15 protein-coding genes and 1 riboswitch are annotated in these 16,959 nt (G+C 37.5%); of the genes, 9 read left to right on the top strand and 6 right to left on the bottom strand.

What is annotated here, in order from left to right; translation table 11 throughout:
• Positions 1 to 365: 365 nt before the first annotated feature.
• The 3 genes from BMF77_RS18045 to BMF77_RS18035 all read right to left on the bottom strand — a co-directional run bounded on the left by BMF77_RS18045 (position 366) and on the right by BMF77_RS18035 (position 3,040).
• Complete coding sequence (locus tag BMF77_RS18045) at positions 366 to 578, bottom strand: hypothetical protein (protein ID WP_246862950.1); 213 nt, start codon at positions 576 to 578, stop codon at positions 366 to 368.
• Between the two features lie 148 nt (positions 579 to 726).
• Positions 727 to 1,047 carry a hypothetical protein gene (locus tag BMF77_RS18040; RefSeq protein WP_210422228.1) on the bottom strand — a complete coding sequence of 107 codons (321 nt, stop codon included), beginning with the start codon at positions 1,045 to 1,047 and terminating at the stop codon, positions 727 to 729.
• Between the two features lie 16 nt (positions 1,048 to 1,063).
• Positions 1,064 to 3,040: a hypothetical protein gene (locus BMF77_RS18035; protein WP_148764728.1), complete on the bottom strand. Its 1,977-nt coding sequence runs from the start codon at positions 3,038 to 3,040 to the stop codon at positions 1,064 to 1,066.
• A 182-nt stretch (positions 3,041 to 3,222) separates the two neighbouring features.
• Here BMF77_RS18035 and BMF77_RS18030 point away from each other — a divergent pair, with 182 nt between their 5' ends.
• Together BMF77_RS18030 and BMF77_RS18025 are read left to right on the top strand one after the other, a co-directional pair.
• A complete protein-coding gene (locus BMF77_RS18030) occupies positions 3,223 to 3,543 on the top strand; it encodes a hypothetical protein (protein ID WP_148764726.1) in 321 nt (106 codons plus the stop codon).
• Positions 3,536 to 4,003, top strand: a complete 468-nt coding sequence (locus BMF77_RS18025) for a type II toxin-antitoxin system YhaV family toxin (RefSeq protein WP_148764724.1) — start codon at positions 3,536 to 3,538, stop codon at positions 4,001 to 4,003. The genes BMF77_RS18030 and BMF77_RS18025 overlap by 8 nt, the downstream gene beginning before the upstream one ends.
• Positions 4,004 to 4,088: 85 nt before the next feature.
• Here the strand turns inward: BMF77_RS18025 and pruA are convergent, their stop codons facing one another.
• The 3 genes from pruA to BMF77_RS18005 all read right to left on the bottom strand — a co-directional run bounded on the left by pruA (position 4,089) and on the right by BMF77_RS18005 (position 9,516).
• Positions 4,089 to 7,067 carry an L-glutamate gamma-semialdehyde dehydrogenase gene (gene pruA / locus BMF77_RS18020; protein WP_148764722.1) on the bottom strand — a complete coding sequence of 993 codons (2,979 nt, stop codon included), beginning with the start codon at positions 7,065 to 7,067 and terminating at the stop codon, positions 4,089 to 4,091.
• Between the two features lie 288 nt (positions 7,068 to 7,355).
• Positions 7,356 to 8,546: a chromate efflux transporter gene (chrA, locus tag BMF77_RS18010; protein WP_148764720.1), complete on the bottom strand. Its 1,191-nt coding sequence runs from the start codon at positions 8,544 to 8,546 to the stop codon at positions 7,356 to 7,358.
• Positions 8,539 to 9,516 carry a glycerophosphodiester phosphodiesterase gene (locus BMF77_RS18005; protein WP_148764718.1) on the bottom strand — a complete coding sequence of 326 codons (978 nt, stop codon included), beginning with the start codon at positions 9,514 to 9,516 and terminating at the stop codon, positions 8,539 to 8,541. Before BMF77_RS18005 ends, chrA begins: the two co-directional genes overlap by 8 nt.
• Before the next feature lie 502 nt (positions 9,517 to 10,018).
• Here BMF77_RS18005 and ligA point away from each other — a divergent pair.
• The 7 genes from ligA (at position 10,019) to BMF77_RS17970 (ending at position 16,931) form a co-directional block, all read left to right on the top strand.
• Positions 10,019 to 12,064 (top strand): NAD-dependent DNA ligase LigA, encoded by a 2,046-nt coding sequence (gene ligA, locus BMF77_RS18000; protein ID WP_148764716.1) that lies wholly within the window; start codon positions 10,019 to 10,021, stop codon positions 12,062 to 12,064.
• 101 nt (positions 12,065 to 12,165) lie between these two features.
• The gene (locus BMF77_RS17995) at positions 12,166 to 12,714 is read left to right on the top strand and encodes a fasciclin domain-containing protein (protein WP_148764714.1); all 549 of its coding nucleotides are present in this window, start codon (positions 12,166 to 12,168) and stop codon (positions 12,712 to 12,714) included.
• A gap of 259 nt (positions 12,715 to 12,973) precedes the next feature.
• A riboswitch (cobalamin riboswitch) is annotated at positions 12,974 to 13,114 on the top strand.
• A gap of 24 nt (positions 13,115 to 13,138) precedes the next feature.
• Entirely contained in the window at positions 13,139 to 13,921 is a 783-nt protein-coding gene (locus tag BMF77_RS17990) for an energy-coupling factor ABC transporter permease (RefSeq protein WP_148764712.1), read from the top strand.
• Positions 13,908 to 14,210 (top strand): energy-coupling factor ABC transporter substrate-binding protein, encoded by a 303-nt coding sequence (locus BMF77_RS17985; protein WP_148764710.1) that lies wholly within the window; start codon positions 13,908 to 13,910, stop codon positions 14,208 to 14,210. Before BMF77_RS17990 ends, BMF77_RS17985 begins: the two co-directional genes overlap by 14 nt.
• The gene (gene cbiQ / locus BMF77_RS17980) at positions 14,207 to 15,019 is read left to right on the top strand and encodes a cobalt ECF transporter T component CbiQ (protein ID WP_148764708.1); all 813 of its coding nucleotides are present in this window, start codon (positions 14,207 to 14,209) and stop codon (positions 15,017 to 15,019) included. Before BMF77_RS17985 ends, cbiQ begins: the two co-directional genes overlap by 4 nt.
• Positions 14,994 to 15,824: an energy-coupling factor ABC transporter ATP-binding protein gene (locus tag BMF77_RS17975; RefSeq protein WP_148764707.1), complete on the top strand. Its 831-nt coding sequence runs from the start codon at positions 14,994 to 14,996 to the stop codon at positions 15,822 to 15,824. Before cbiQ ends, BMF77_RS17975 begins: the two co-directional genes overlap by 26 nt.
• 327 nt (positions 15,825 to 16,151) lie before the next feature.
• Positions 16,152 to 16,931 (top strand): hypothetical protein, encoded by a 780-nt coding sequence (locus BMF77_RS17970; RefSeq protein WP_148764705.1) that lies wholly within the window; start codon positions 16,152 to 16,154, stop codon positions 16,929 to 16,931.
• The last annotated feature ends 28 nt before the right edge of the window (positions 16,932 to 16,959 follow it).

The raw sequence follows: 16,959 nt of genomic DNA, 5'->3' as shown, positions 1-16,959 counted from the left end.
TTTTTTTGACGGGAATTTATTCAGGTATATATACACCGCTAATAACAGCTATAAGTTGTGATATACAATTAGACTGGCGGTTATAAATCGCGCCTACATGGAAAAATACGCGCTTATATTATACTGAAAATTTAAGCGATGCTATAGATTTGGAGTCTTTGAATCTAGTAGAAAAGCGTTAATTCATTTTGATTGTAATTACGCTGATAAAAGCTTACCAGAGTGTCCTAAAAATAGATAATTAGTTTCAGGTCCCCGACTTATTGAAGAAGTCGGGGATATATTAAGATGGATAGTCAGAATCAGGATATCCAGGATTTAAGGATTGACAGGATGTTGATATTGTCAGAATTAGGATGTCTAGACTAATAACGTTCATGAATTGATTTACATTCCCAAAACATTCCCGGACCAACGGTTAAAATTTGCTCATTTGGCATCATTAATTCCCAATAAGCAAGCCCAGAATCATCTTCTAAATCTCGTTCTAAAATTAGTTCGTAATGATCCTCAAATGATAAAGTGAGTTTAAAATTATTACTATCAATTACAAAATTAGTTAGTTTTTTATTTTCCAAACACTGTAATTGTATTTTAGAGGTTGTTTGAAAAGTATTAGATGAAACCGATAATCTCCAGAAACCTAACCCCCCTTCCCCCCTTCCCTACAAGGGAATGGGGGTTTCAAAGCCTCTCCCCGCGTCGGGGAGAGGTTTGGAGAGGGGTTTATTTATACATTAAAAACTTTTCAAACATCCTCTTAGCAAGTTCAGCAGCGTTTTCATAATTTGCGTACAGAGATGAATAACTGAAAAGATTATCTCCTATCATTAAATACCAAGGTGTAGCCCTAGTGTTAAGTCGCCAGCTTCCTTTGCATAAATGTGCTAATTTAGGATGATTATAGGCAGTCATTTTACCAAAATGTAACCGTAATTCATCCCCATAACTAAATGTAATTTGATGGCAAATTTCGCCGATAATTGGTTGAATAATTTGATTTAGATTTAGTATTGAATTAGCAAGAGATGTTTTAGGAGTCATCATTAAGGAGAATAAAAACCTATATAAGTTGTCGCTCAAGATTCTGCACTGCTCTAAGTGCATCTTGCATGATAGGAGCATTTTGTTCAGGTATGGAACTATAAACAGCTAAAAATTGCTTTGCGCGGGTAGCAGCTACATAAAACAGGGAACGTTTTTTTATAGGGTTTTGATCTCCTCCATCTGGATTAATAACATACACAATATTAGCATCATATCCTTTAGTATCCCAAACCAATGCAACATTGATGGTTTGCGGCTCAACTGCTAATTTCATGCGTTTTTCTTGACTGCTAATATCCTCTCCACTACGACGGTTTACCCTATTACCAAACTTTGCATACAATACATTAGATATCGCTTGTACCATATTTTTGCTAAAACACTGGATTAATACACCTCCTTTCAGGACATTCTCTAAACCCTGAGCAGAAAAAAGTTGATCGAGGTCTTCAACAACAGCATTACAGCATTCTTGATTAGAGGTAAACTGACGCACTTCTGGTGTTGTTTCTCCAGGGAAAACACAGAAATTACAACTAATCCAATTCCGACCATTTTCCATATACTTTTCTGTAATTAGGGATCTTTCTTTAAGTTTATTAAGGCTCATTAAACGCTCCAGTTCAACCCTACTAATATCATCAATGGAATCTCCCAAACAGGTATTAAAAGTAAAGTCAACTAATTTTTTAGAAGTTCTGACACAACTTGATAAAAAATGCTCAATCGGTCTTTGGCTATTGACTCTTTTTAAAACAAGGTCTTTGATTCCGAATATGTTTTGAAGATCATCATAGAAAATGTATATACTTTTAGAGTTAGTCCTTGAACCACTACGACATAGATTGATAATTAAGTTATATTCTTCCTGACTAATATCTTGTCCCTCATCAACAAATATAATATCGAATATTCCTGTATGATTGTTAAGATAATCAAATATTTTTTTAGCCCGCTCATTACTTTCCTTAATTTCCTTAAGTGAAAGACCTTTATTCATCATCTTTCGATCATAAAGTTCATCTTTCAATGTTGAAAGATTGTGAATACATACATACTTTTTATAAAATGATTTGTCTAAAGGTGCAATATTAATAGGTGCATTTACAGCAGATTGAATTTCATCAGCCAGAAGTTTATTTATATAATTATTGTGGTGATAAACTAATATAGATGGATAGTAACCATGTCTAACTCGAAATGTTTCTGCTAAATGTGGTACTAATTGACCAAGAATAACTGTTTTTCCACTACCTGCTACACCACGAAAAATATGTGTCCTTCCTAGTGTAAGAGCAGATTCATTATTAGCTTCTTGAACCAATTCATGAAATACTAATTCTTGAGCAGGAAAGAGAACTTTTCCACCTTGATTAATTCGCTCAAGTAACTTGTTCGCCTCTTGTACTACTTCAGATTTTTGAGTATTATTAGTTGCTTTAGGTTCTGAATTAGTTTGTTTTGAATTTGCTGCTTGAGATGCTTGTGTGCTATTTTGAGTCTTAACCTTTTGTTTATTTAAAAATTCTTGACGAAAATAATTATGCACTTTGTTTAGTAAGTTCTTTGTCAAAGTTTGCATATACGGAATCACAGCTATTCCTACTATGGGTGGGGCTAAAATAGGCCCTAAAATTTGAAGCAATTGTGACCAGATTAACTCCCCAGCCTGTCCAAAAATCATTACTGCTGCAACATCCAGAATACATTGAGGAGTTACTACATATTTTGGGTCATAAATACGTGCTATTGCCAACGCTCCTGTAATCTGACATGGTATGTATATAAAACCAGGAACGCCATAATATACATTTAACTGTCCAGCAGCAGGAATAAGGTCACGAATAACACGCTGTTTGACCTCTTCTACAGCTTCTTCCATTTCTTCAATAGTTCTCTCTGACCAATTAGTGTTGAAAATTGTTTTGAATAACCGTGAGTTTTCTTCTACTTTTGCAGGTAAGTTAAAAGCTACATCACGTGCATCTTGCATGGATTGGATGACTCGGTTGTAAAGGCCAGCAATCTTGTTGAAAAATCCCATAAAGAGGTGATTTGTGTAATTTTGTCTATAGTATAATATCATTTTTTACAAATCTTATATAGTCAATAACTATTGATAAATCCCTATAGATTATTGTTATAATGTAATTACATCATGTACATACACCACAAATGAGTAACTCCTACAATATTCGTAGTACCAAAATTGGTAATAGTTCAGGGTTTCGACTTCCTGCTGATTTCTATCGTGAACATCCCCAATTTGCGAATGCAGATGGTTGGATTGAGGTTTTATCACCCGATACAGCAATTGTGCGAATTGTTCCTCAATTGCAGGATGATGAAGATGCAGAAGACTCTCTATTAATGCAGTTGTTTCTTGATTTTGCTACCACAGAAGCATTGAAAAATAATACATTACAACCTTATACAACAGAAATGTCTAAAAATGCTCATCAACTAATTGAAGGTGTGCAATTAGAAGATGAGTAAATTTGTTAGTAATAATTGGGAAATTTATTTCCATCCTCAATTATTTGGTAATCAATATCAAGCGTTATCAAATCGCGTTACTAATTTGCGAGAACAATTACCAGAAGCAGAGTTTAAAACTCATGCAACAGTGAAACTTTTTGCAGCAATTACTATAGCAATTGAAACCAAAATTACTTCTGATCCTTTTGCTAGTCATTTTGTCTTAACGGGTGCATTAAAACGCTATAGTCGAGTCAAAAAAATGGGTTTACCAGAACGGTATCGGCTATTTTTTCGCGTGTTTGATACTCCAGAATTAAAAGCAATTGTGATTTTATGGTTAGGGTTTCCGCGTAAAGAAGGTGCTAAGGATGACTGTTATGATGTGTTTACTAAAATGGTAACAAGAGGGACGTTTCCAGATAGTTTGGATGAGTTATTAGGAGATTGTAGGGTAAATGTGGATGAACTTGAGTAGTAACAGTAACTTGGGTTGAGAAACTGACAGGATTTAAAGATCCCCGACTTCTTCAAGAAGTCGGGGATCTGGTGATATCATCTAATTATTCAGCACCCTCAATTGGGGCAAAACCTTGACGTTGGATGTTTTCTGTGATATGGCGTGGTTCTAAGAATTGCAACAGATAATCTGGTCCTCCAGCTTTTGAACCGACTCCAGAAAGTTTAAACCCACCAAAGGGTTGACGGGAAACTAACGCCCCGGTAATATTCCGATTAATGTATAAATTCCCAACTTCAAATTCTGCTTGCGCTTGTTCAATGTGGGAAGGTGTGCGAGAATAAAGACCACCAGTTAAAGCGTAATTTGTGCCGTTGGCAACATCTATTGCTTCTTGAAAATCTTTAACTCGAATTACCGCTAAGACAGGTCCAAATATTTCCTGTTGTGCAATAACTCCATTTGCGGGTACTTCTGAAAAAATCACAGGACCGATAAAATAACCTTGGGTGGGTGCGGGTAACTCTAAAGCTAATTTAGCTTCTTTTTTGCCTTCTTCAATATACTCCAAAATGCGAGATTGGGCATTAGCATCAATTACCGGACCAACTTGGGTACTGGGTAACTCCGTTTCCCCAATATTCAAGGATTTTGTGGCTTCTACCAACCTTTCCACAAAAGCATCATAAATGGGTTCAAGCACAATCACTCGTGAACAAGCAGAACATTTTTGACCACTATAACCAAAAGCAGATTGGACAACGCCGACAACAGCCTGGTCTAAATCAGCACTTTCATCAACAATGATGCCATTTTTGCCACCCATTTCTGCAATTACCTTTTTAAGATGCTTTTGACCAGGTTTGAGAATTGCGGCTTCTGCGTAAATTCTACAACCTACTTCTTGAGAACCAGTAAAAGCAATGACATGAGTATCAGGATGATTTACCAAATAAGCGCCGACTTGAGAACCCTTACCAGGAACGTATTGAAAAACACCTTTGGGGATTCCCGCTTCCATTAAGATTTCTGTAAATTTTGCAGTAATAACAGAAGAAGTTTCCGCCGGTTTGAGTAAAGTACAATTTCCCGAAACCAAAGCAGCGACAGTCATACCGCAAGCAATAGCCAAAGGAAAATTCCAGGGAGAAATCACAATAGCGATTCCTTTGGGTTGGTAAATATAACGATTGGTTTCCCCAACCACATCATAAATTACACCCTTATCCAACCGTTCCATTTCCTCAGCATAATAAAGACAAAAATCAATAGCTTCCGAAACTTCCCCGTCAGCTTCCTTAACAGGTTTCCCCACCTCCAAAACTATCCAAGCGGAAAGTTCAGCGCGTCTTTCTTCCATTAACTTCCCAGCTTGACGCAAAATATCCGCACGTTGCTTAACTGGGGTTTTCTTCCAAGCGGGAAAAGCAGCTTTAGCAAATTTCATTGCTTCCTCAGCTTGTTCAATGCTAAGTAAACCTACTTTACCGACAATTTGACTAAAGTTAGAAGGGTTAAGAGAATCTACAAAAGTAGTTGTATTCACATATTCCCCATTCAGCAAAGGTAAATAAGTCTTCCCCAACTGCTGACGCACATTTTCAAAAGCTAAACGCGAACTATCCCTGCTTTCTTCCTTGGCAAAATCAGTATCCGCAACACCGCAGAACCCCCCCTCAGTCCCCCCCGCAAGCGAGGGGGAAGTTAGAACTGGTATTGGTGGTGCTAGTAATTCTTCAATTGGACGATTTTCTAAATTTTGGCGTAAAAAGGAGCTATTTGCGGTATTTTCCAACAACCTACGAATTAAATAAGCCATTCCCGGTAATAAGTCACCGTAGGGACAATAGACCCGGACGCGATAACCCTTATCTACCAAAGCTTTAGCTATTTTATCACCCATGCCGTAAAGCACTTGCATTTCAAAGCGACGACGGGGAACATTGAGACTTTCCGCTATGGCTATGGCGCGAGATTGCGATCGCACATTATGACTTCCTATGGCAGAATAGACATACTCATGATTTTCGAGTAATAGTTGCGTAATCGTCTCAAAATTGGCATCGGTGGCGACTTTATCATTGTAAACTGGTTGTGGCCAATGCTTTTGAGCAGCTTTAATAGTTTCCTGATCCCAATATGCACCTTTAACCAAGCGAATACTGAGAGGATAACCGCGTTGTTTTAACCAAGCAATGATATCTCTAGCGTCTTGTTCACTATCACGCAGATATGCTTGGATTGTCATGCCAATATCTGTGCGTTGACGAAATTCCTCTTCCAGTAACAGTTTTTTGAGAATGGTAAAAGTAATATCCTTGTAGGCGTATTGTTCCATGTCAAAATGGACTGCTGCGCCCAATTCTTGAGCGCGACGGAGTAAAGTCCGAATATGATTGCTGACTCTTGCTTCACTACCTTGAGCATCTAAAGGGTCAAATTGGGAGTAAAACGCCGTTAATTTGACAGAAACCTGAACTTTCGGGATATTTTCGCCGTCAGCTTCATCAATAGCGGGAATTTTCGCCCAATTTTTTGATGCTTCTACCAATTGCTGCATCAATTCCAAGTATCTTTCTAAATAAGATTGCGCTTCTACTTCCGTAATTACCGCTTCACCGAGTAAATCAATGGTGAAAGCCATTTTCTCTTTTCGCAGTCTCTCAACGGTTTTGATGACTTGCTTAATATTTTCGCCGGAAATATACTTGTGTGCTAAAGTTTCTACAGCAGTTCCCACGGTTGTCGCTGCTACCTGTGCGGGCATAGAATCGGGGTTAGCAAAATTTAAGATTGCTTTTAAAGCTGCGGGTAGTTCTACCGATTCATCTCCCAAATATTCTTGCATATGGGAGGCGATTTCTGATTTACTATGTATTGCGGGCAAAGTATCAATGAACCGAAATAATTGTACTCTTAAACCCGGATTACTCATAGCCCAATCGAGTAGTTTATCATCCCAGCGCATTTGGTCGCGTAAAGCTGATAAAAATGAGCGATTTTCCTGACTAGCAGCTAAAACTTGTTTAGCAATTTCTTGGGTTTTCGCTTCGTATCCGCTGTTTTCTACTGATAATACCATAAGTTTGTTAGTTTCCAAACAATATTTTTTTGAAGTAATGTTGAATGATTGTCCAAAAATGGATTACGGTGTTATTTCTAACTTAGTTAACGCCATTTTGTAAACTTTCCTAGTAGTTTTGAATGTGGTTGTATTGAATATCTGGAAAAACTGGGCTTTAGTATCTTTGGGGATAGGTATAGTTTACCTGGTAGGTTGTACAAAAAAGCCGACGAATGCACAATTGCAAGTATGACGCAAAGAAGCAAGTAATCGCAATGCGGAAATTCTAACAGATAATTTATCTTCTTAATCAAGATAACCGGACATTAACGCACTCCAACCAATAATACCACCTCCTAAAATCAAGTAAGCAGCATTAATGCGGTAGCGAATTGCTAAAATTGCCGAAATAATAGAAATTCCTAAACCTAAAAAATCCACATAAGGAGTTTTTGGTAATATTAAAGTAGCTATTCCTAATTGAATTGTAGTTAATACCATTAACGCTACAGTACTCACATTGACAGCATCTAAAAAAGGTCTTGTCCAAGATGAATTACGAATACGATTCATGAAAGGATTTAAAGCAGCAACAAGTAAAAATGAGGGGAGAAAAATTCCCAAAGTTGCCACAATTGCCCCCGGAAATCCAGCAATTATATAACCAATAAATGTCGCAGTAGAAAGTACAGGACCAGGAGTAAATTGCCCAATAGCAATAGCATCTAATAATTGTTGTTGTGTTAACCAACCGAATTCTTCTACTAATCCTCCTTGTAAAAATGCTATTAATAAATAACCACCACCAAATAGTACACTACCAACTTTGAGAAAAAATAAACCCAATTGCCACAAAGGTACAGATACATGATTATTTATAGCTGTATTCACAGTTGCAGTAGTTTGCAAAACTGTACTTGCAGTTAAACCAATTATCATTAAATTAATTTGATTACCACTGCGTAACCAAATCATTCCTAATATTCCTCCTAGCAATAAAGCCATAACTTCATTGACTTTAGCAAACCAAGTGATTAAGCCAACTGCTATAGCAATGATGAGTAATTTTCGAGTTTTTACCGCTTTTTTCCCTAAACCCCAAATAGCATTCATAATAATTGCTAAAACAACAGGTTTAATTCCATAAAGTAAAGGTAAAACTTGGGGTAAAGTCCCATAATTGACATATAAATAAGCAAATAAACCTGTAATTAAAACCGCAGGGAAAATAAAACAAACTCCCGCAACAATTAAGCCTAACCATCCTGCATAAATGTATCCTATATGAATAGCAATTTCTGTGGAATTAGGTCCAGGAATTAAGTTAGTTACCCCTAATAAGTCTAAAAAATGTTCTTGTGTCAACCATTGACGACGTTTAACTACTTCATCTTCTATCATAGCAATATGGGCAACTGGTCCACCAAAACCAATAATGCCTAATTTGAGAAAAAGTTTAGCAACTTGAGTTAAGCGATTGAATGATAAATTATTCATTTAGTTTAACAGTTAAAGCTATATTTGGATAATCACTAAATACACCATCTATACCTAAACTAAAAAATATTTCATATTCTTTTTGCGGATTTCCTTGCAAGTCTAAAGGCAAGAAAAAATCCTCATTTCTAAAAGTCCAAGCGTGAACTTGTAAATTAGCCGCATGAGCATCTATAATTAAAGATGTCGGTGATAATAATTTACCATGAATATCTCTAGGAATCAATAAGTTTTTATGTACACCAATTGCTTGGGCATATTCCGCAATTTCTCTTAACCCTTTTTGCGTTAATAAATCTGCATAAGTCCGAGGATCATTCTCAATCACAAAATCATAAGGTTTACCAATATTATTAATTAATTGCACTAATGGCAAATCTGTTTTCTGAGATAATTCTTTCAGATTACTAACTTCAAATGATTGAATAAATATCGGTAAATTAATTTCCTGCAAATTCAATAATAAAGTGGCTTCTAATGGTAAACCAACAGATTGAAAATAACTGGGATGTTTGGTTTCTGGATAAATGCCAATATGGCGGCCAATTGTTTGACTTTTATGCTTTGCTAAATCAATGATTTCTTGAAAAGTGGGAATAGTAAATATGCCGTTATAAGCTGTATTTTGGGGACGAAGTTGGGGAATGCGTTCTTGTGCTGTTAAAGTTTTGATTTCTGTTATGGTAAGATCTTCTGTAAACCAACCAGTTTTAATTTCATCATCAATGGTTTTAGTAGTTTTTAAATGAGCAAATTCTGGATGATTAGCAATATCGGTAGTTTCTGATATTTCATTTTCATGACGCGCAATCAAAATACCATCCTTAGTAATCACTAAATCAGGTTCAATATAATCAGCACCTAAATCAATTGCTAACTCATAACTTGCTAAAGTATGTTCAGGACGGTAGCCACTTGCGCCGCGATGAGCGATAATGATAGGGGGTTGATATGTAAAAGTTTGAGTCATGATTGCTTACTACTTTCCTTTTGACACTCCCCGGTCTAAAGACACGGGGATTCTTGGTTCAACGAGTCCACTTAGCTTAGACCCCTTGCGGTATCTAAGTCAGAGGTGGTTCTCTCCCCAAGCGTTAACTTTCCTCCTGCCCGGAGGTAGTTGCATTGCTGCAAATTTTGATTGAGTTTAAATCCTGTGTCGTCTAGCTCCCATGAAGATTTTACCTATTCGGAGGGCAGTCACTAGAACTATGGAATAGAACCCCATATCTTCAATTGTCAAGGTACAGATTGCCGTCAGGCATTTAGGTTTTTAGACAGGTTGATTACCTTTCCTGTTGCAAGTAAGTATAGCATAGTTCACTGGAGGCTAAAGCCTCTGGCTGGCTTTCATCCCTTGCCTCAAGGACAATTAAGTTTTTCCGCCACGCTCCAAAACTTAATTTCAAGGGTTTTCAGCCTATTTTCTTATAATTAAAGTCCCACTGTTATTATTTTTTGTTATGAAACTCATGATGTCAACTCAACCTGAAACCAAACGTATAGAAGAACTACGATGTTTGCTACAAAAAGCAGGCTACGCTTATTATGTTCTAGATGCGCCAATTATGGAAGATACGGTTTATGATCGGCTGTATCGAGAGTTGCAAGAATTAGAAACTAACAATCCCGAATTAATTACTGCTGATAGTCCGACTCAGCGCGTTGGGGAAAGACCTGCTACCCATTTTACCTCAGTCCGTCATAATATCCCCCTGTACAGCCTGGAAAATGCGTTTAATATTGAAGAATTGCAAAATTGGGATCAACGGTGGCGGCGACACTCACCAACTCAGTATAATGACGGAGATATAGAATATGTATCTGAGTTGAAAATTGATGGTGCTGCTTTAGCATTAACTTACGAAAATGGAGTTTTAGTCAGGGGGACAACGAGAGGAGATGGGGTAATGGGTGAAGAGATTACCCAAAATGTGAGAACTATTCGCTCAATTCCCCTGCGTTTGAATTTTGACGGTTTAGAAAATATTGCTAAAGTGGAAGTACGGGGAGAAGTGTTTCTACCTTTACAGGTGTTTAAAGAAATTAATCAGAAAAGACAAAAAGCTGGTGAACAAATATTTGCTAACCCGCGCAATGCTGTAGCAGGTACGCTCAGACAATTAGATTCTCGCATTGTCGCACAACGACAGTTAGATTTCTTTGCTTATACTTTGCATATTACGGGGTTGGATGATTCCAGTATTGCCAATACCCAATGGGAAGCTTTGGAATTATTGCAAAGACTTGGTTTTCGAGTTGATACCAACCATAAACTCTGCCATTCTATTGCTGAAGTTGTTGAATATTACCAATATTGGGATACAGAACGGCTGAATTCTCCCTATATGACAGATGGTGTTGTCGTCAAATTAAATACTTTTAGACTGCAAGAACAATTGGGGTTTACACAGAAGTTTCCCCGCTGGGCTATAGCCTTAAAATATCCCGCCGAAGAAGCCCCAACCCGTGTAGAAAAAATCACTGTTAACGTTGGCAGAACCGGGGCATTAACTCCCTTAGCGGAAATGTTGCCCGTACAATTAGCGGGGACAACAGTTTCCCGTGCTACCTTACATAATAGCGATCGCATTGAACAATTAGACATCCGTATTGGCGACACCGTGATTGTTCGCAAAGCCGGGGAAATCATTCCCGAAGTAGTCCGGGTAATCAAAGAACTACGTCCCGTTAATACCCAACCTTTCATTATGCCTTCCCATTGTCCAGCCTGTGGACAGCTAGTAGTCAGGGAAACTGGAGAAGCAGTTACTAGATGTATAAATGCTTCCTGTCCCGCCATTCTCAAGGGTGAAATTGAACATTGGGTCAGTCGTGACGCGTTAGATATTAAAGGTGTAGGCGAAAAGTTGGTGTATCAACTTGTAGATAAAGGCTTAGTCCATTCCGTGGCTGATTTATATGACTTGAAAATAGAAGACTTGTGTGCATTAGAACGCATGGGAAAAAAATCGGCGGAAAAATTGATCAATGCGATCGCTCAATCAAAAACTCAACCCTGGGCTAGAGTATTATATGGTTTAGGCATCCGTCACGTTGGCAGCGTCAACGCCCAATTATTAACAGAGAAGTTTACCACCGTCGAAGAGTTAACAGCCGCCAGACAATCGGATATTGCAGGTGTTTATGGTATCGGTGCAGAAATCGCCCAATCAGTCTATCAATGGTTTCGCACCCCAGCGAATCAAACCTTAATTTCCCGTATCCAGGCTATTGGTTTAGAATTAGCAAACAGCACAGCAGCCCAGTCTGTGGGCGAAATTAATCAAAAATTTGCTGGTAAAACCTTTGTCGTTACTGGCACATTACCAACTTTAAAACGCGATGAAGCCAAAGCTTTAATTCAAAAATCAGGCGGTAAAATTACTGATTCAATTAGCAGAAAAACAGACTTTTTAGTTGTAGGTGCAGATGCCGGTTCTAAGTTAGAGAAAGCGCGGAAGTTGGAAATTAGCCAATTGACTGAGGCGCAATTATTGGCAATGCTGACAGAATAGTTATCAACAGACATAAATTGTTAAATTCTGTTACAGTTTCTATTGTGAAGATAAATTAACAAGAATTTTCACATCTTAAACACTTTTAACCGTGAAAAACTATGAATTCCCTATTTACCAAAACAGTTAGTATTGCCATTGCAGCCACAACTCTTTTCGTCAGTGTTCCCGCTTTCGCTGGAACTAAGCCTGCGGCAAAACCTGCTACACCCCAGACCAGTACAAAGACTGTTGGGACAATTGTAGAAGTAGCCAGTGGTAACAGTTCTTTCACAACCTTAGTAGCAGCTATCAAAGCGGCTGGTTTAGTCGAAACCTTATCAGCCAAAGGACCATTCACCGTATTTGCACCTACCGATGCCGCATTCAAAGCGTTACCAAAAGGAACTTTAGAAAAACTGTTGCAGCCAGAAAACAAAGCCACCTTAGTCAAGATTTTGACCTATCATGTAGTTCCTGGGGAAATTACTGCTAAAAGCATCAAGGCTGGTGATGTCAAAACAGTTGAAGGTGCTTCAGTAAAGATTCAAGTTAAGAAAGGTCGAGTCACTATAGGTAATGCTAAAGTTACCAAAGCAGATGTCAAAGCTAGTAACGGCGTAATTCATGTAATTGACAAAGTGCTGCTTCCCCCTGACGTGAAGTTGTAGAATTTTTTTTCAAGCCAATAATTTGTGGGATCATTTGCAGAATAGTATTGAGTTCTGGGGTGAGTAAATCAAACTCCAGAACCCATTGTTTTTACTGACGCGGTAAATTTCCAAAATGGTATTCAGTCTGTTGAGTTTCAACTTAGGTGTAACACAACTTTTAATGATTTGTAAGTAGTTGGGTAAATTGACACTAGATTTATTTTGCCACCTTGCGGATTAACAACATGATATTGTGATTTATTTCTGATTCTAATGTGATATAGTTACCAAAATCGGTTCTGATGGGGAACAGCCATTGGACGTGAGGGGGAAAGTCTGGTGCAAATCCGGCGCTGTCCCGCAACTGTGAGCCATAATATGGTAAGTCAGGATGCCCGCCGATAAAAAAGAAAAGACGTTTATATAAATCTGCGAGGTACAGATGATATCTAGGAAAAAACCGGGGTTAGTTAATCTCATCTTCATGGCTGTTATTAGTTTTTACCTGGTAGTTAATTTTCCCAAACCTGCCTACGCAATGCACATTATGGAAGGGTTTTTACCTGTGCAATGGGCGATATTTTGGTGGGTTGTGTCATTACCATTTTTTATTTTAGGATTGGGGAGTTTGACTCGCATTACCCAAGCTAACCCAGAATTGAAACTTTTGTTAGGTTTGGCTGGTGCTTTTACCTTTGTGCTGTCAGCGTTGAAAATCCCTTCTGTCACAGGTAGCTGTTCTCACCCCACAGGAACAGGGTTAGGTGCGGTGCTGTTTGGACCCCTGACCATGACAGTTTTGGGTAGCTTAGTATTGTTATTTCAGGCGTTGTTACTGGCACATGGTGGATTAACTACCTTGGGTGCAAATGCTTTTTCGATGGCGATCGCTGGCCCATTCGCAGCTTATTGGATCTATAATCTCACAATGCGCCTGAGTGGTAAACAAAAAATCGCCATATTTTTAGCCGCAGCTTTGGCAGATTTACTCACCTACATTATTACTTCTATCCAACTTGCCTTGGCTTTTCCTGCACCTGTGGGTGGATTTATCGCTTCATTTGCCAAGTTCGCGGGAATTTTTGCTATTACTCAAGTACCCTTAGCAATTAGTGAAGGATTATTAACTGTCTTGGTTTGGAACTGGTTACAATCTTATAATCCTCAAGAATTGGAACTTCTGCAATTAATTAAGGGAAAAAATCAAAGTCATGAACCAATCTAAAAAAAGTTTAAATAACTGGTTTTTAATATTAGGCGTTTTAGCTTTAGCAGTTGCACCATTAATATTTGTGCGTAATGGAAAATTTGGTGGTTCTGATGACAAAGCTAAAGCCGCTATTACAGAAATACAACCTGAATATAAACCTTGGTTTAAATCAATCTTTGAACCAGCTAGTGGGGAAATAGCAAGTTTATTATTTGCTTCTCAAGCAGCTTTAGGTGCGGGAGTAGTTGGTTATGCAATTGGTGTATATAAAGGACGTTCCGAACAAAAAAGACGTGAAGAATGACTCTACAATTAGATACCCTAGCTTACACTAATCAACTAAGAAGATTACCACCGGAACATAAACTAATTTTTGCATTTACGACATTGGCTATTTCTCTTTCTACCCATTCACTAGTACAAATTTTGATGGTGATATGGATGAGTATTTGGACAGTAATTTATGCAAAAATTCCGGCTGGTGTTTATTGGCGATTGTTAATGTTTACCATAGTCTTTTGTTTAACAAGTTTACCCGCACTCATGGTAAATGGAGTGGCAATTACTGATTTGCCAATCGTTCAATTAGACTCATGGTATGGAATGACTTTTGGACAATTCTATCTTTACATCAGTCGTAGTGGTAGCATTCAAGCATGGGAAATTGTCACTAGATCATTAGCCTCTGTTTCTTGTTTATATTTTCTCATGTTAACTGTCCCGTTCACAGAAATTTTGCAAACTTTACGTTGGTTGAGATTTCCAGCACTTTTAACTGATTTGCTATTACTAATGTATCGGTTTATTTTCATTTTGCTCAAAACAGCTAATGAATTATTGACAGCACAAAATTCTCGTGGTGGCTATTCTAATTGGCAAACTAGCATGAAAAGTTTAGCATTATTAATTGGACAATTATTACAGCGAACTCTACAACAATATAGTCAATTTTCTCTAGGATTGCAAGCACGAGGCTTTGCTGGTGAATTGCGATTTTGGCATCCCCAACGTTATCGTCTATCTCCACGATATACCATTGAAGCAATTTGTGGCTGTGTATTATTAATAGGATTAGAAATTTGCCAAAATGCAGGAATATTTACTCGAATTTGAGGAAGTACATTACACGTATCCAGGTTCACAAAGGCTACAACAATCAGCTTTGAATGGTTTAACCATGAAGATTCCTTCTGGAAAAAAGTGTGCCTTAATTGGACAAAATGGTTGTGGAAAAACCACACTTTTCTTATTAGCTAATGGACTTTATAAACCAAATTCTGGTATTGTCAAATGGTGTGGTGAACCGTTAATTTATAATCGTCAACATCTCAGTAAAATTCGCCAAAAAGTTGGTTTAGTATTTCAAGATCCAGAACAACAATTAGTAGCTTCTACGGTTGAGGAAGATATTTCTTATGGTTTGTGTAATTTAGGTTTACCGGAAACAGAAATTAAGAATCGAGTCGAACAAGCTTTAATTGAGTTTGGGTTAACTGATTTAGCAGAAAAGCCAGTACATCATTTAAGTTTAGGACAAAAAAAACGAGTTTCTATAGCTGATGTAATGGTACTAAAACCACAACTTTTAGTATTAGATGAACCCACTGCATATTTAGATATTAAGCATACTCGAAACTTGATGAAAACTCTGAAAAAAATTCATGAAGATGGCAATACTCTATTAATGGCAACTCATGATTTAGATTTAGTCTATCGTTGGGCAGATTGGGTTTTTGTCATGGATAAAGGACAATTTATGCTAGAAGGAACACCAGAAGATGTATTTAGCCAGCGGACACTTTTGGAAGAATTAGAATTGGGTGTACCATTAATATATGAAATGTTAGTTAATGGGTTATCTCCTGAAGAGGGAATAATTATAGAACGAGTCCGACAACGAATATTAAAAGATGGTTGAAAATAGATTTAACCGTCAGATATTTTTGTGAATATATTGTAGGTTGGGTTAAGCGACAGCGCAACCCAACAAAGTTTCAAAAATGTTGAAAGCACAACTCAACAAAATTCCGACAATGTTGAAAGTACAACTCAACAAAATTCCGAAATGTTGGAAATACAACTCAACAAAACTCCGATAATGTTGGGTTTCCTTGCGTCAACCCAACCTACTTGTAGGTTAAATGTCAAAAGACAGTCTGTCAAACATTTTTTAATTCTGTTAATAAAATAAAAAGGAGATGATTTATAGTAAATTAGTTAATTAAAATCTCTGTGGAAATTGGATATGCAGCTTCAAGAAGTCCCTAATATTGCAGTCATTGTTGGTGAAAATGCCGTTACCCTTTCTCAACTACCTTCTGTGTGGCAAGATATTGCTAAAGGTAGAGCAAATGTTAAACTCAGTGACCCACAAATCTATGTGGAAATGGCGCAGTTGTTTCAATATAAACTGCAATATGGTGATGTTGATTTGTTTAATGAACGTCCCCATTTATTTCATTTAAAACGCTCATTTTCCGAGTTATTTGGGCAAATGGCACGAGAAACTCTAGAATTTTATGGTCATGATTTTATGGTTCATAATTATCCGAACTTTGCAGAAGTTGTACGTAATTTTGAATCAAAGGGTTCTGAATACAGTAATGAACTCAAAGTGGCACATATTGGACTAGAACTTTTCCGGGAATTTGGTTATGATCTACCAGCAAGTTTTTATCATGTTCATTTAGCTCCAATTTATCGAGATCATGTATTTGAAGAAAGAGCTTTAAGATTTGATCAACGGGATATAGAACATAAACGTTCTTGGGATGCTATCCTCCACGCAGGTAAGGTATTTGCAATCCAAATGAAAGTGCAAAGTATAGCCTCCAAATACGGTTTTACCTATCAACATGGCTGTGGTTGTAACTCCCATTTATCTTCCATTGATGAATCTTCCGGTGCATTTGCGTATGAATTAAGTGCAGAAAAACGTCAACGCTGGATTCGGAGTTTTATCTGGACAGCTTGGTATGAGTATGCAATATTTCCCATTGTGCCAAATACCAGTTACCTGATTTAATCAAAAGACAATTTCTTAAAGAGGTGGG

Origin of the sequence: Dolichospermum sp. UHCC 0315A, assembly GCF_008121535.1 — a bacterium.
Taxonomy (GTDB): domain Bacteria; phylum Cyanobacteriota; class Cyanobacteriia; order Cyanobacteriales; family Nostocaceae; genus Dolichospermum; species Dolichospermum lemmermannii.
This window is presented reverse-complemented; position numbering and strand designations above follow the sequence as displayed.

Excerpts from the sequence above, each read along its gene's own strand:
- BMF77_RS18040 (WP_210422228.1), bottom strand. The coding sequence starts at position 1,047 with ATGATGACTCCTAAAACATCTCTTGCTAATTCAATACTAAATCTAAAT.
- BMF77_RS18005 (WP_148764718.1), bottom strand. The coding sequence starts at position 9,516 with ATGACTCAAACTTTTACATATCAACCCCCTATCATTATCGCTCATCGC.
- BMF77_RS17985 (WP_148764710.1), top strand. The coding sequence starts at position 13,908 with ATGAACCAATCTAAAAAAAGTTTAAATAACTGGTTTTTAATATTAGGC.
- chrA (WP_148764720.1), bottom strand. The coding sequence starts at position 8,546 with ATGAATAATTTATCATTCAATCGCTTAACTCAAGTTGCTAAACTTTTT.
- cbiQ (WP_148764708.1), top strand. The coding sequence starts at position 14,207 with ATGACTCTACAATTAGATACCCTAGCTTACACTAATCAACTAAGAAGA.
- BMF77_RS18025 (WP_148764724.1), top strand. The coding sequence starts at position 3,536 with ATGAGTAAATTTGTTAGTAATAATTGGGAAATTTATTTCCATCCTCAA.
- ligA (WP_148764716.1), top strand. The coding sequence starts at position 10,019 with ATGATGTCAACTCAACCTGAAACCAAACGTATAGAAGAACTACGATGT.
- BMF77_RS17995 (WP_148764714.1), top strand. The coding sequence starts at position 12,166 with ATGAATTCCCTATTTACCAAAACAGTTAGTATTGCCATTGCAGCCACA.
- pruA (WP_148764722.1), bottom strand. The coding sequence starts at position 7,067 with ATGGTATTATCAGTAGAAAACAGCGGATACGAAGCGAAAACCCAAGAA.
- BMF77_RS17970 (WP_148764705.1), top strand. The coding sequence starts at position 16,152 with ATGCAGCTTCAAGAAGTCCCTAATATTGCAGTCATTGTTGGTGAAAAT.
- BMF77_RS18035 (WP_148764728.1), bottom strand. The coding sequence starts at position 3,040 with ATGCAAGATGCACGTGATGTAGCTTTTAACTTACCTGCAAAAGTAGAA.
- BMF77_RS17990 (WP_148764712.1), top strand. The coding sequence starts at position 13,139 with ATGATATCTAGGAAAAAACCGGGGTTAGTTAATCTCATCTTCATGGCT.
- BMF77_RS17975 (WP_148764707.1), top strand. The coding sequence starts at position 14,994 with ATGCAGGAATATTTACTCGAATTTGAGGAAGTACATTACACGTATCCA.
- BMF77_RS18030 (WP_148764726.1), top strand. The coding sequence starts at position 3,223 with ATGAGTAACTCCTACAATATTCGTAGTACCAAAATTGGTAATAGTTCA.